Annotated in this window: 12 protein-coding genes; 9 read left to right on the top strand and 3 right to left on the bottom strand. The window is 68.9% G+C overall.

Features of this window, described 5'->3' with window-relative positions; translation table 11 throughout:
* Positions 1-34: 34 nt before the first annotated feature.
* The 5 genes from ACR81A_RS12935 (at position 35) to ACR81A_RS12915 (ending at position 6,543) form a co-directional block, all read left to right on the top strand.
* Positions 35-1,066: an ABC transporter permease gene (locus ACR81A_RS12935; protein ID WP_440312034.1), complete on the top strand. Its 1,032-nt coding sequence runs from the start codon at positions 35-37 to the stop codon at positions 1,064-1,066.
* A complete protein-coding gene (locus ACR81A_RS12930) occupies positions 1,063-3,588 on the top strand; it encodes an ATP-binding cassette domain-containing protein (protein ID WP_440312033.1) in 2,526 nt (841 codons plus the stop codon). The genes ACR81A_RS12935 and ACR81A_RS12930 overlap by 4 nt, the downstream gene beginning before the upstream one ends.
* A 137-nt stretch (positions 3,589-3,725) precedes the next feature.
* Positions 3,726-4,286 carry a hypothetical protein gene (locus ACR81A_RS12925; protein WP_202380738.1) on the top strand — a complete coding sequence of 187 codons (561 nt, stop codon included), beginning with the start codon at positions 3,726-3,728 and terminating at the stop codon, positions 4,284-4,286.
* A 27-nt stretch (positions 4,287-4,313) separates the two neighbouring features.
* Positions 4,314-5,900 (top strand): flotillin family protein, encoded by a 1,587-nt coding sequence (locus ACR81A_RS12920; protein WP_237462182.1) that lies wholly within the window; start codon positions 4,314-4,316, stop codon positions 5,898-5,900.
* Between the two features lie 4 nt (positions 5,901-5,904).
* Positions 5,905-6,543 carry a PH domain-containing protein gene (locus ACR81A_RS12915; RefSeq protein WP_237462183.1) on the top strand — a complete coding sequence of 213 codons (639 nt, stop codon included), beginning with the start codon at positions 5,905-5,907 and terminating at the stop codon, positions 6,541-6,543.
* 27 nt (positions 6,544-6,570) lie between these two features.
* On the opposite strand, the gene ACR81A_RS12910 is transcribed toward ACR81A_RS12915, so the two are convergent.
* Positions 6,571-7,125, bottom strand: coding sequence for a YqaJ viral recombinase family protein (locus ACR81A_RS12910; protein ID WP_237462339.1), 555 nt, complete (start codon positions 7,123-7,125; stop codon positions 6,571-6,573).
* Positions 7,126-7,443: 318 nt separating this feature from the next.
* Between ACR81A_RS12910 and ACR81A_RS12905 the strand changes: the two genes are divergently transcribed.
* On the top strand, positions 7,444-8,178 hold the full coding sequence (locus ACR81A_RS12905; protein ID WP_202380741.1) for a response regulator transcription factor: 735 nt from the start codon (positions 7,444-7,446) through the stop codon (positions 8,176-8,178).
* Between the two features lie 176 nt (positions 8,179-8,354).
* Complete coding sequence (locus ACR81A_RS12900) at positions 8,355-10,790, top strand: HAD-IC family P-type ATPase (RefSeq protein WP_440312032.1); 2,436 nt, start codon at positions 8,355-8,357, stop codon at positions 10,788-10,790.
* 14 nt (positions 10,791-10,804) lie between these two features.
* On the opposite strand, the gene ACR81A_RS12895 is transcribed toward ACR81A_RS12900, so the two are convergent.
* Positions 10,805-11,440 carry a GyrI-like domain-containing protein gene (locus ACR81A_RS12895; RefSeq protein ID WP_440312031.1) on the bottom strand — a complete coding sequence of 212 codons (636 nt, stop codon included), beginning with the start codon at positions 11,438-11,440 and terminating at the stop codon, positions 10,805-10,807.
* Positions 11,441-11,734: 294 nt separating this feature from the next.
* On the opposite strand from ACR81A_RS12895, the gene rplJ reads away from it, so the two are divergent.
* Both rplJ and rplL read left to right on the top strand, forming a co-directional pair.
* Entirely contained in the window at positions 11,735-12,244 is a 510-nt protein-coding gene (rplJ, locus tag ACR81A_RS12890; RefSeq protein ID WP_025133154.1) for a 50S ribosomal protein L10, read from the top strand.
* Between the two features lie 81 nt (positions 12,245-12,325).
* Positions 12,326-12,706 carry a 50S ribosomal protein L7/L12 gene (gene rplL, locus ACR81A_RS12885; RefSeq protein ID WP_025133155.1) on the top strand — a complete coding sequence of 127 codons (381 nt, stop codon included), beginning with the start codon at positions 12,326-12,328 and terminating at the stop codon, positions 12,704-12,706.
* A gap of 69 nt (positions 12,707-12,775) precedes the next feature.
* Here rplL and ACR81A_RS12880 read toward each other — a convergent pair whose 3' ends face one another.
* Complete coding sequence (locus tag ACR81A_RS12880; RefSeq protein ID WP_202380744.1) at positions 12,776-13,885, bottom strand: baeRF11 domain-containing protein; 1,110 nt, start codon at positions 13,883-13,885, stop codon at positions 12,776-12,778.
* Positions 13,886-13,996 lie beyond the last annotated feature (111 nt).

Raw genomic sequence — 13,996 nt, 5'->3', positions numbered from 1 at the left:
GGGGCGAGGGCCCCGCGCGCACTACAGTGATGACGTGGTGACGAGCAACACAGGGGCGCGGGAGCTGCTGCGCGGGATCGGGCGCGAGCTTCTCCGCGTGCTCGCGCGCATCGTGCCCGTGATGTTCGGAGTCGTCGTCGCGGTCTTCTTCCTCCTGCGCATGGTGCCCGGGGATCCGGCCGCAATGATTCTCGGCGAGCGCGCCACGCCGGAATCGATCGCGGCCCTCCGCGCAGAGCTCGGCCTGGACCTCCCGCTCTGGCAGCAGTTCACCGATTTTGTCGGGGGACTACTGACCCGCTTCGACACCGGCAACTCGCTCGTCACCGGTGCATCCACACGCGAACTCATTCTCGCGAAAGCCCCGGTGAGCCTTGGCATCGTGCTGTTCGCCGTGCTGCTTGCCGTGATCATCGCAGTGCCGCTCGCGGTCGCCGCAGCGCTGCGGCAGGACAGCTGGATCGATCACGCAGTGCGCATTCTGCCCGCGGTGGGCATGGGCATGCCGCTCTTCTGGGTAGGTCTGCTGCTCATCATCGTGTTTGGCGTGCAGCTGCGCTGGTTCCCCGTCGGCGGCGTCGGCACCGGTCCCGGTGAACCGCTGAAGAGCCTGTTCCTGCCCGCGCTTGCGGTGGCGCTCGGCATGGCGCCCCCGCTCATCCGCTCACTGCGCGCCCAGCTCATCGACGTGCTCGCCGCAGACTTTGTGACGACGCTCCGCGCCGCGCGCATCCCTGAGCGACGCATCCTCTTCCGCCACGTGCTCCGCTCCGCGGCGCTTCCCACGCTCACACTGCTGAGCGTCAACACGGCGTACCTCATCGGCGGCACGCTCGTTGTCGAAAAGGTGTTTGGAATCAATGGGCTCGGCATCCTGCTCTTCCAGTCGATTGGCAGCCGCGACTTCCCCGTCGTGCAGGGCATCGCGCTCTACTGTGCGGTGCTCGTTGTGCTCGTCACCACGCTCGCGGGCGTGCTCTCCGCCGTGCTCGATCCACGGCTGCGCAGCGTCCCTGAGACGAGCGCGCTCGTGGCCGCCGACGGGCCGAGCGGAGCGGCGCGATGAACGCGTGGCGCCGCGCGGCGTCGTCCCCCGCCTTCGTTGCCGGCGCGATCCTCACGCTCGCGCTTGTGGCGCTCGCCCTGCTTGCCCCCGTGATCGCCCCCGCCGACCCGGCCGCGCAGAATCTCACCGGTGGGCTGCAGCCGCCCTCTGCCGAACACTGGTTCGGCACCGATCAGCTGGGGCGCGATGTGCTTTCGCGCATGCTCTTCGCCGCGCAGACCGACCTCAGGCTCGCGGTCACGGCGGCCCTCGCGCCGTTCGGCATCGGCATCGCGGTGGGGCTCATCTCCGGCTACTTCGGCGGCGCGACCGACTGGGTCGCCTCCCGCGTCACCGACACCGTGATCGCGTTCCCGTTCTACGTCATCGTGATCGCGATCGTGTTCGCGGTGGGCGCGGGCGAGGGGGGCATTGTGCTGGCCTTCGCGCTCGTCGGATGGGTGGGCTACGCGCGGGTGCTCCGCGCGATGACCGCTGCGCTGCGCGACTCCGGGTGGGTGCAGGCTGCGCGGGGCGGCGGGCTCTCGCACGCGCGCATCCTGCTGCGGCATGTGCTCCCCAACGTGTTGCCGCAGGCCATCGTGCTGCTGGCAACAGAGATCGTGCTCATCATGGTGGCGATCGTGACGCTCGGCTACCTCGGGCTCGGGATCCAGCCGCCCACCCCCGACTGGGGCACGATGATCGCCGACTCGCAGCAGTTCGTCACCACGCACTGGTGGCTGCCCACCTTCCCCGGCCTCGCGGTTGTGCTCACGGGGATCGCGTTCTCGCTGCTCGGCGATGGGCTCGGCGACGTGCTGCGCGTGGGTTCGCGCTGGCCCGCACGCACGCGGAAGCGGCGGCTCTCGCGTGCGCCTGGCACGCACCACGTCGCTGACGTCGCCAACGCTGCTGACGTCGCTGACACCGCAGCCGCCCCGGGGGCGGTGCGGGTTTCGGGGCTACGGATCGCTGCGCGCGGCACGCGCGGCACCACGGCCACGGCCGAGCTCGTGCGCGGCGTCGACTTTGCGGCCGCGCCGGGCAGCGCGCTCGGCATCGTGGGCGAGTCTGGTTCGGGGAAAAGCCTCACGCTCCGCGCCGTGCTTGGGCTCCTCCCCGCCGGCGTGCGCGTGGCGGGTGGCGAGATCTCCGTCGGCGGTCCGCTCGGCATGGTGTTCCAAGATCCGCTCACCGCGCTTGACCCGCTCACGCGCGTCGGCGCACAGCTGCGTGCCGCGGTGCAGGCGGCGAGCGCCGAGACGCGCGGCCGCGCCGCGGCGGACGCGCGCGTGGCCGAGCTGCTGCGCGACGTGCGGCTCCCCGACCCCGAGCGCATCGCCCACGCCTACCCCCATGAACTGTCGGGCGGGCAGCGGCAGCGGGTGGTCATCGCGCTCGCACTTGCGGGCGACCCCGCGGTGCTACTGTGCGACGAACCCACCACCGCCCTCGACGTGACCGTGCAGCGCGGCGTGCTCGAACTGCTTGCCGAGCTGCGCCGGGCGCGCGGCATGACGCTCATCTTCGTGAGTCATGACGTGGCAGTGGTGGCCGAGCTGTGCGACGAGCTGCTCGTCATGCGCGGCGGGGAGATCGTCGAATCGGGCCGTACTGCCGACGTGATCGCCGCCCCGACGAGCCCCTACACGCGCGAGCTGCTCGCCGCTGTGCCGCGGCTGCCCGCGGTGAGCGGCGGAGCCGGCGCCACCGTCGGCGCCACCATTGGCGCTGCCACTGTGTCCGGGGGACCGGTAGAGGCAGCAGCAGGTTCCGCGTCGCAGCCCGCACCAGCCAGTGCTCCCGAACTCGAACTGCGGGGAGTCGCCCTGCGCTACGGGCGCACCCTCGTCGTCCCTGGTGCCTCGCTCACGGTGCAGCGGGGAGAGGCGCTCGGCATCGTCGGCGAGTCGGGGTCTGGAAAAACGAGCCTCGCACGCGCCATCGCCGGACAGCTCGCTCCGGCCGCCGGCGAGGTCCGTTGGCGGGACGCGCCGCTGCCCGGGCACCGTACCCCGGCGCAGCTCCGAGGGATCCAGCTCATGCCGCAGGACCCTGCATCATCCCTGAACCCGCGGCTCACCGTGGGCCAGACGCTCGGCGAGCTCCTCCGGGTGCACCGCGCCGTGCCCCGTGCGGGAGTGCCGGGCCGGATCGCGGAGCTGCTCGCCAGCGTGCGCCTCGATCCCGCGCTCGCCGCCGCGTTCCCGCACCAGCTCTCGGGAGGGCAACGCCAGCGCGTCGCCCTCGCCCGCGCGCTCGCCCTGGAACCCAGCGTGCTCGTTGCCGACGAACCCACGAGCGCGCTCGACGTTGCCGTGCAAGCGCAGGTACTCGACCTGCTGCGGGAGCTGCAGCGCGAGCTTGGGCTCACCGTGCTGCTCGTCTCCCACGACCTCGCCGTCGTGCACGCGTTCTGCGATCGGGTGCTGGTCATGCGGGCGGGCGAGATCGTCGAACAGGGCGGGCGCGAGTTCTTCACCGCCCCGCGCTCGAGCTACGGGCGCGAGCTGCTCGCCGCCGTGCCGCGCCTCCCCTGAGCGCTCCGCCCCGCACTGCGCGCGCGGAATGACGCCGCGACGTTGCACGATTCCGCACGATCCCGATTTGATTTCTTCCCGGTCGCAGCCCCGCGCTTGCTACGCTCCAAGTACCGGGCGTTGAGAGGAGGTGCCGAATGGACGGCATCATGGGCTGGCTGGATCGACTCGTGGACGGCTCCCTCATCGCCGGCGGCGTCTTCCTCATCATTGGCATTGTGGGCGGCGTCCTGCTGCTCATCTCGCTCGTGCTCGACGGCATTTTCGACGCGTTTGACTTCGGCGACGGCCCGCTCAGCCTCACCACGATCGCCGCGTTCACCGCGATCTTCGGCTTCACCGCGTTCGCGCTCGTCGGCGCCGGGGTGGCCACCCCGCTCGCGGGCACGCTCGGTGCGGTCGCCGGTGTGATCGGCGGCGCTGCGGCATGGTGGCTCAGCCGCTTGATCCGCAGCGCGGAATCCTCCACCGCGGTGTCGGGCGATGAGCTCGTCGGCAGCGCGGCGAGCGTCGTGCTCGCCATCCCCGCGGGCGGCCTCGGTGAAGTGGCGCTCGTGCGCCACGGCGAGCGCGTGTCGCTCTCGGCAACCGCAGACACCGCGATCCCACGCGGCGCGCAGGTGCGCATCGCACAAACCATCACGGCGACGTCGGTGCGGGTGGAGCCCGCACCCGCGCCCACCCCACCCACCCAGTAACCCGATCCGGGAGAGGACATGTTCTTAATGACCCCCGCAATTGTCGGAGTGTTCGGCGCCGTTATCGCGCTCGTGCTCATCGCCCTCGTCATCATCAAGCGCTACCGCATCGCAAAGCCCGATGAGGCGATCATCGTGACCGGTGGCAAGGGCAAGGAGGTGAAGACCGCCGATGGTGGCACCGTGCGCGATATGTCGGGCCAGAAGGTCGTCACCGGTGGCGGCGTGTTCGTGCTCCCCTTCGTGCAGAAGTCGTTCACGATCTCGCTGCGCTCGCGCCGACTCTCGATCACCACGGAGGCGCAGACCACTGACGGCATCACGATGCAGGCGCAGGCCGTCGCCGTGGTGAAGGTGGGCGGCTCGCAGGAGATGATCCGCGCCGCAGCCCAGCGATTCCTCTCGAACTCGGACGAGATCGACGAGTCGACGCAGGAGGTGCTCTCGGGTTCGCTCCGCTCGATTATCGGTGGGCTCACCGTGCTGCAGATCATTCGCGACCGCGCGGTCGTCGCGCAGAGCGTGCTTGAGGCTGCCGAAGAGGCGCTGACCAAGCAGGGACTCGTCGTTGACACGCTGCAGATCCAGGAGATCCGCGACGGTGCCGACTACATCACGAACATCGGTCGTCCCGAGGCCGCGAAGGTGCGCCAGGCGGCAGATATCGCCGAGACGAACGCCTACCAGGCCTCCGAAGAAGCGAAGATCTCCGCGGAGAAGGTGCTGCTCGACCGCAACCGTGAGCTGAAGCTCCGCCAGGCCGAGATCCAGGCAGAGACGGACAAGGCGAATGCGCAGGCGCAGGCCGCCGATCCGCTCGAGCAGGCGATCCAGCAGCAGGCCATCGTCGAGCAGCAGCAGATCACCGCACAGAAGGAAGTTGCGCTGCGCACTGAGAAGCTGAACGCCGACGTTCGTGCGGTGGCCGAGGCCGAGGCATACCGCGTCGAGGCGCTCGCGAAGGCAGAAGCCACGGCGTCGGTGTCCGCCGCCGAGGGCCGAGCGCAGGCCGTCGAGCGCGAGGGTCTCGCGAGCCGCGCCGCGCGAATCGCTGCCTCCGAGGCCGTTGCGGCTGAGGGTCGCGCCGAGGCCGAAGCCATCCAGGCCAAGGGAACGGCTGAGGCCGCTGCGATCGACGCTCGTGCTCGCGCACTCGAGACGCAGTCGCAGGCGGTGCTGGCGCAGGAGCTCATCCACCTCCTGCCGCAGATCGCGAATGAGTACGCGCAGGCGATCGGGGCGATTGACAATATGACGGTCGTATCGGCAGACGGCACGTCGAAGGTGGCCGGCGAGGCGATGGCCAACATCAAGGGCCTCCTCGAGATGGCGCGCGAGACTGTGGGAATCGATCTCGTTGGCATGCTGAACGGGGCCGTGACGGGGAACGCTGCGGGCGCCGCGGCGGGCCGTGCCGCGAGCGCCGCGGGGGAGCCGCAGCTCCTGGCGGCACCGCAGTCGGGAACCGCAGGAGAGGCTGCGGAGCACACCGCAGATCGGGATCAGACTGCGCAGGCAGCCCCGCAGTCTGCCGCGCTGGGCGCTGCCGAGGCCCCCGCCCACGCAGCCGGCGAGCCGAGTGCGGCGTCGGCGCAGGCTGAGCAGGCAGAATAGGAGTATGGCTTCCCGTTCCGCGCGCTCTATGACCGCAGAGGTCGATTCCGTGCTCGGACCGGCCCCCGCGAGCTACGCGCAGCCCGAGGTCGTGGTGCTGCGTTTCCGGCGCCACGGGCGCAGGCTGCTCCTCCCGGCGATCGCACTCATCGCGATCGCCGGGGTCGCGGGGTTCTGGGTGGGACGTTTTTCTGCCGCCTGGGTCAATCTGGGTTCCGCGCTCGTGGCGGGCCTGCTGGCGCTGCTGCTCGGCGTGCTGCCGATGCTGTCGTGGCTCGCAGGCCGCACGACGGTGACGACGCGCCGGGTGATCGTGCGCCGCGGGCTGTTCGTGCGCCAGCGGGCGGAGCTGGCACTCGGGCGGGTGCGCGAGGTACGTCAGCGCCGCAGCATTGGGCAGCGGCTCTGGGGCACTGGCAGTATCGAGCTGCTGCACGGCGCCGAGAAACTCGTGCTTGACGACGTGCCCGGCTTCGCGGTGACCGCGGAGGCGCTGCAGGAACTCATGGAGCGCAGCTTCGCGCACGAGAGCCGCATCCAGCAGACACTCGGCGGGGCGCCGCAGCTCTTCGGTGCGGGCACGCCCGCCCCCGGCCAGCCGTCGCAGCCGTTTGGCGCTGGCGGCTTCGGCCCCGGTCAGTAGCGCAGGCGCCGTGGGGCGAACGCCCGACTAGCTCGTGCGAGCGATCAGGGTGTTGATCAGATCCCCTGCGAGCGACACAAGCCGCGCGATCTCGTTCTCGTCGCGGTCGATCCAGCGACACTCGGGGTCGCCCACAGGCACGAAGTTTTCGTGCCGTTCCCACACCATGAGTGTGCGTTCTGCACCGAGCACGTACTGCTGCCACCACACCTGTCGAAGGTAGTGGCGTGGAATCGTGCGCCACTCCTTGTTCGTTGTCTTAATCTCGGCGAGCTCGATCGACCCGGTGTCGCGCAGCACGAGGCCGTCGGGGGTCGCGAGGTGCCGCAGGTCTGCCGCGGCGTGGTAGAGCGCCTGGCTGGGGGCGATCCCGTACTCGCGAAGCACCCAGCTGGCAATTTCGGGCTCACGGGCCTTCCCATGGTCCGTGTACACGTTGCCGCTGAACCTGCTCCCGTGCAGTTTCTCGTTCGCGGCGGTCTCGATTGAGCGCGGGGTCGAGAGCTTCGCAACATCGGTCGCGGTGATGCCGCGCGACCGCGCCTGCAGCCATGCGGCCCGGTTGGTGCCGTCGGTGACCATACGTGTGAGGTAATGCGGTGTAGAATCGGACACCCGTCCAGTCTCCCACGGACTTCGTCGTGGTACGGACGTCGCCATGGTGGGGGACGTCATCCGATACCCGGCCCCGAGACCGACTGTACGCCAGCCCCGCACACAGGGTGTACTCAGCGATTTCTATGACCGGAATCAGGCAGTGGCAGTAGGCTCAAACCGAGTTTTCGCCTGAATTTCCGTCGAGCGGTCGCGAGAACCGATTCATCGGGATATGGACGAAGCCCGAGCGCAGAGCGCTCGTGACCCCTACCCGCGCAAAGCCGAGAGGAACTGACAACAGCTATGGATTCACAGAATCTGACGCGCGCCGACGGGGGAAAGATCCGGGCGCTTGTCGTCGACGACGAAGCATCGATCACGCAGCTGATCGCGATGGCCCTCCGCTATGAGGGATGGGAAGTGGACACGGCCGCGACCGGACAGGAGGCCAGCGACAAGATCCGCAGCTTCCGCCCCGACGTCGCAGTGTTCGACATCATGCTGCCCGACTTTGATGGAATGCAGCTCCTCGCCCGCGTGCGCGGCGAGGGCGAGATGTTCCCCGTGCTCTTCCTGACCGCGCTCGACTCGGTCGAAGATCGCGTCAACGGCCTTACTGCGGGCGGCGACGACTACGTCGTAAAGCCGTTCAGCCTCGAGGAGCTCATCGCGCGTCTCCGCGGGCTGGTGCGCCGCTCGCAGATCACGCTCTCGCAGCAGCCCGACCCCGTGCTGCGCGTGGGCGATTTGACGCTCAACGAGGACAGCTACGAGGTGGAGCGCGGTGGTGAACCGATCATGGTCACCAACACTGAGTTTGAGCTGCTCCGCTACCTCATGCGCAACCCGAACCGTGTGCTCTCGAAGGCGCAGATTCTGGATCGCGTGTGGGCGTATGACTTCTCCGGGAAGTCGACCGTGGTGGAGCTGTACATCTCCTACCTGCGCAAGAAGGTCGACGCGGGCCGCAGCCCCATGCTGCACACCGTGCGTGGCGCCGGCTACATGCTGAAGGCCGCCGCGGAGGGCGCGGCGTAAGCGCCGTACCCGCTCGCACTCCTTCGGAGCCGCCCCGCACGCGCCACTCGGCGCGCGCGGGGCGGCTCCGTTTTTCCCCGTGTTGTTTTCCGGATACCCGGAATTTTGGCCGGTGAGCCCCCGAATTCCTGGGGAATGCCAGGGAGAAAAGCGTTCCGTCTCCTAGGCTGTTCCGCATGGAATTGACCGGGATGCGGGGCCTGAGCGCTGCCGAAGCGGAACGCAGGTTTGAGTCAGGGCAGGGAAACGCTGCGCCCGATGGCTCGAGCCGATCCCTCTGGGAGATCCTTGCCGCGAATGTGTTCACCCTGTTCAACGGCATCGTCTTCGCGGGGTTCGGCATCCTGCTCGTGCTCGGCCGCTGGCAGGACGCACTGTTCGGGCTCCCGGCCCTCTTCAACACCGTGATCGGTGTGGTGCAGGAGTTCAACGCGAAGCGCACCCTCGACCGGTTGGCCGTGCTGAACGCCCCGACCGCGCGCGTGCTTCGCGACGGCGTTGCCGTCGAGATTCCACTCGATCGCGTGGTGCTCGGTGACGTGCTCGTGCTTCGCACGGGCGACCAGGTGACCGCCGACGCGCGCGTGGTCGAGACCGATCACAGCGGGCCGGGCGGCCTCGAGGTCGACGAGTCGCTGCTCACGGGTGAGTCGGACCCGATCCGCAAGCGCGCCGACGATGAGGTGCTCTCTGGATCGAGCGTGGTTGGCGGCACCGGGCTTGCCGAGGTCGTGCGGGTGGGCGGAGATTCTTACGCCGCGAAGCTCACTGCCGAGGCACGGAAGTTCTCGCTCGTGCGCTCTGAGCTGCGCAGCAGCATCGATCGCCTTCTGAAGTGGATCACCTGGGCGCTTGCGCCCATGATCCTCATCGTCGCGAACGGCCAGATGCAGTCGCAGGGCGGCTGGGCCGTTGCGCTCGAGAACGGCGCGTGGCGCGAGGCCGTCGTTGGCGCGGTCGCCGCGGTCATCGCAATGGTGCCGCTCGGCCTCGTGCTCGTCACGAGCATCGCGTTCGCCGTGAGCGGGGTGACACTCGCGCAGCGGCAGGTGCTCATCCAGGAGCTTCCTGCCGTGGAGGGCCTCGCCCGCGTTGACGCGCTCTGCCTCGACAAGACCGGCACGCTGACCACCGGTGAGATGCTGTTCGACCGAGCGATCCCGCTCACGGAGGTCGCTGGCTGGCGCGGCATCCTTGGCCATCTGGGCTCCGCGGACGACGCGAACGGCACGGCCCGTTGCCTCGCGGCTCCCTTCGGCGACGAGCTCGGGCCTGAGGGCGCGCTTCAGATCCCGTTCAACTCGGCGCGCAAGTGGAGCGCGATCGTCGTGGCCGAAGCCGCGGCGGGCCGCCCCGCGCCCGGCACCTGGGCGCTGGGCGCCCCCGAGTTCGTGCTTGCCGACGCCGACCCCGCCGAGGTGGCCGAGACACTCGCCCAGGCTGGCGCTCTTGCCGAGGCCGGTTCGCGGACCCTCCTGCTCGCGCACAGCCCGATCGCGTCACCGCCGGCTGAGCACCCCGAGCTCCCCGCTGGACTGCAGCCCGTTGCGCTCCTCACGTTCCGCGAGCAGGTGCGCGATGACGCCGCACAGACGCTGAGCTACTTCGCCGAGCAGGGCGTCGACGTCCGCGTGATCTCGGGCGATGACCCGCGCACGGTCGCGGCCGTTGCGCGCACGGTGGGCCTCGACTGCCCCGAGGGGCGCGACGCGCGCACCCTGCCGGAAGATCTTGACGAGCTCGGCGAGGTACTCGAGCGCGAGCGGGTTTTCGGGCGCGTGACCCCGCACCAGAAGCTGCAGATGGTGCACGCCCTGCAGCGGCGGGGGCACGTGGTCGCGATGACCGGCGATGGCGTCAACGACGCGCTCGCGATCAAGGAAGCAGACCTTGGTATCGCAATGGACACGGCAGCGCAGGCCACGAAGGCGGTCGCTCGGCTCGTGCTCCTCGACGGGCGCTTCGACCGGATGCCGGGGGTCGTCGCTGAGGGGCGCCGCGTGATCGCGAACATCGAGCGCGTCTCGATGCTGTTCCTCACGAAGACGAGCTACGCGTTCGCCATCGCGGTGGTGTTCGGTCTGCTCGCCTGGGCCTTCCCGTTCCTGCCGCGCCAGCTGTCGATCACCGACGGCCTCACCATTGGCATCCCCGCGTTCTTCCTCGCGCTCATGCCGAACGCGGCCCGCTACCGCTCCGGCTTCCTGAAACGGTCGCTCGCATTCGCGATCCCCGCGGGCCTCGTGGTGACGCTCGCGCTCGTTGCGCTCCACATCGGTGCCGATCGCCTCGGCGGCTTCACGCTTATCGAGCAGCAGTCCGCTGCGACCCTCACCCTTGCCGGCGTGGCGCTCTGGGTACTCGCGGTGCTCGCGCGGCCCGTGCACCCGTTCCGCGTGCTGATCGTGCTGGCCATGTACGCGGGGCTCGGGCTCGTCTGGCTGATCCCGATCGCGCGAGACTTCTTCCAGGTCACGTGGCTGCCGAACGATCTGGGCCTGCTGGTGTTGGCGATTGTTGGCACCGGCATTGTGCTCATCGAGCTGCTGCGCGCCTGGCACCTGCGGTTCATCCGGCACCAGGAGCCGGCCGAGCAGCTCGTCCCGGCATAGCGCCACGCCCCGGTTTAGGCGATGTTCGCCTCAGCCGGGGCGATCGGCTGCCGCAGGATCGTGCGCATGCGCTCGGGCGCGGTGCGGCGCTGATCGCTGAGGTAGATCTCGTGGTGCGTGCCGGTGAGACGCGCGCCGAGGCTGGCAATGACCTCGTCGTGCATGCGCGCGAGGGTCTCGGCCTCCGCGTCAAAGCTGCCAACGTGGAGCGTCTGTACGCAGCGCCCCTCGTCAAGCGTCTCGAGTCGAACGTCGCCGAGCCGCGCGGGCGGCTCTTTTCCGGCCGCGATGCCCTGCCTGGTTCGGGCGACGAGCTCCGGATCTATCCACTCGGGCACAAGCATCATCACGGTCCAGCTCCACTGCGACTTGTCGCGCGCGGAGGTAAACGAGGCCATGTCCTCCGCCCACCACAGGCCCTCGAGCGGCGGCACCACGTAGTCGCGCCCGAGCTCGCGCTTGCTGGCGAACTTCAGCTTGTAGGCGAGCGGGTAGAGCGATTCGAGGGCCTCGCCGAATGCTGGGGAGGTGTTCGGGTCGCCCCGCCCATCCAGCATGAGGTACCGCAGGGGCGGCACCACGAGCTCCCGAAACACGCCGCGCCGTGCGGCGTAGCTGTCGAGTGTTTTCGTGAGGTTGATCTTGTCCATTCGCTCGCCTCTCGCGCGGGATCCGGGCTCGGCCTGTCTCGCAGCGTAGCCACTCCGTGGGAAACGTGCTAGAGTTATCGACGGCCAAAGACCGCCGGTAGGGTTCGCAAGAATCCCGGAACGTCTGCGAGAGCAGAGACCAGCGCAGGTGCAGAACTCCTTGACCGGTGGGTTTCCCCGGGTTCATGAAGCTCCGTGCGTGCGCGCCGGAGCTTTTTTCGTATGAGGATCGCTCCGACAGGCACGGCCCTCGAGCGGCATCCGCCACTCGGGTACAACAAGCTAGGGAGCGCCATGGCTACGAAGGACGCTACGGTCGCCGATCTTCAGCAGAAGTTTGAAGAGTCGGGCGCCGTTCTGCTGACTGAGTACCGCGGTCTCACGGTTGCTGAGCTGCGGGAACTCCGCAACAGCATCCGCGAGCACGCGACGTACGCTGTGGCGAAGAACACGCTGACCAAGATTGCGGCCAACAACGCCGGAATCACCGCATTCGATGACGAGCTCGCCGGTCCTTCGGCTCTCGCCTTCGTGCACGGTGACACCGTCGCGGTCGCCAAGGCTCTGCGTGACTTCGCCAAGGCACACCCTCTTTTGGTGGTAAAGGCTGGCTACTTCGATGGCAAGCCGCTTACCGCCGCTGAGGTAGGCAAGCTCGCCGATCTCGAGAGCCGTGAGGTGCTGCTGGCCAAGGCCGCAGGCGCCATGCAGGCCTCGCTCGTCGGTGCAGCACAGCTGTTCGCTGCCCTGCCCGCCAAGGCCGCACGCGGCTTCGGCGCGCTGCAGGAGAAGCAGGACGCGTAAGGATCGGCTCACGCCGGTTCACGTACACAAACCCCGCCTGAGGCGCGCGAGCGCCTGAGGCAAACATCAAGGAGATACATCATGGCTAAGCTTTCGACTGAAGAGCTGCTCGAGCAGTTCAAGGAGCTCACCCTCATCGAGCTCTCCGAGTTCGTGAAGGCCTTCGAGGAGACCTTCGACGTTTCGGCTGCTGCTCCGGTTGCTGTCGCTGCTGCTCCGGCTGCCGGCGCTGCTGAGGCTGTCGAGGAGAAGGACGAGTTCGACGTCGTCCTCGAGTCGGCTGGCGACAAGAAGATCCAGGTCATCAAGGTTGTGCGCGAGCTCACCGGCCTGGGCCTGGGCGAGGCGAAGGCTCTCGTCGAGGAGGCACCCAAGAACGTGCTCGAGGGCGCGAAGAAGGATGCCGCCGAAGAGGCAAAGGCAAAGCTCGAGGAGGCTGGCGCGGGCGTCAAGCTCGTCTAAGCTCTTCGCACTTGCGAAACTGGGGGCCCGCTCTTCGGAGCGGGCCCCCTTTTTTGTGCCTCGCTCGGACTAGACCGCGAAGCGAGTCTCGGCGCCGTGCGCGCCCCCGCCAGGAACGTCGCCGCTGCGCAGCACGAGCACGCGGCCGCCGTGCTGGAGCACCTGCCCCGTAATCTCATCGATGAGGCTGCGGCCGGGTGTGGACTCGGCCGCGACGCTGCCGGTCGCAACGTCGAGCGTGCCCTCGGGGCGCGCGTCCACATCCACGTACAGGGTGCTGATCGCCCCGGCGATCGCCGAGCGGGCGATATCCGTGAGGTCGGTCACCGCGCGGCCGGCCGCCCGACGAGTCTCGAAGCGGTCGCGCAGCTCCACGAGCTCTGCGGCGTAGTGCTCGTCAAGGAGCGCGCGAGCCGCCTCATCGAGTTCGGCAGCACTGCGCTCATCCGGGTTCCCATCGATGGATGACGCCAGCAGGCGCGATGCCGACGTGACCGAGCGGAACATGCCGTCGAGAGGTTGCGTTGCCGCGAGGATCAGCGGACGCTGGGTGCCGCGCAGCTGCGGAGCGATCGCGCGGTCCACCGCGCGGGCGTAGCCGAGCAGTCGCGTGGTGTGCCCCTCGGGCCCGTGCAGACGGCGGCGGTGCGAGTCGACCCCCGGGTCCTCGACGTTGAACGCGTCGAGCAGGTCGCTCGGCAGCTCGGGCACGTCAACCTCGGTGCCGGGGCCCGCGGGCCCGATTTCGATCAAGCGCACCGCGTTCTGGCTGAGCGCGAGCACCCACGCCTCGTGCGGGAAGGTGAGCGTGCGCAGGAGCGGCACGATCCGGAAGTTCTCGCCGGCGAACCACTCGGTTTCGAGCTCGTTGGGCAGCCGGTAGCTCACCGTGCGGTCTGGGCTCGCGAACACCACGAGCGTGTGCGAGAGGTAGCGCCACAGGTGTTGATCCTCATGCAAGGCACGCAACCCGGCCTCGGTGCGATCCCGCTCAGCGGCATCGCCACCCAGCTCGGTGAGGCGCGTGACGGCCTCTCCGATGAGCGTGCCGAAGGTGATGCGGTTCGCCTCCGCCTCCGTGGTGACCGGCGTCGTGCGCAGCACGATGGTCACAAGATTGGGTCGGTTGATCTGAGCGAGCTGTTCAATCTCCGCGAGCTGCGGGATATCAGTGTGCACTATTGCTTCCCCTTCTCTCGTCGCGGAGGGGAACGCTGGACCGCACCCCACCGCATCTTCTCCCCGCCGTGGAGTGGTGCTCCGCAGAGGGGCCGTGATCCCCACCCTGCA

The sequence above is a fragment of the Leucobacter chromiireducens genome (assembly GCF_051993095.1).
Classification (GTDB): Bacteria; Actinomycetota; Actinomycetes; order Actinomycetales; family Microbacteriaceae; genus Leucobacter; species Leucobacter chromiireducens.
This window is presented reverse-complemented; position numbering and strand designations above follow the sequence as displayed.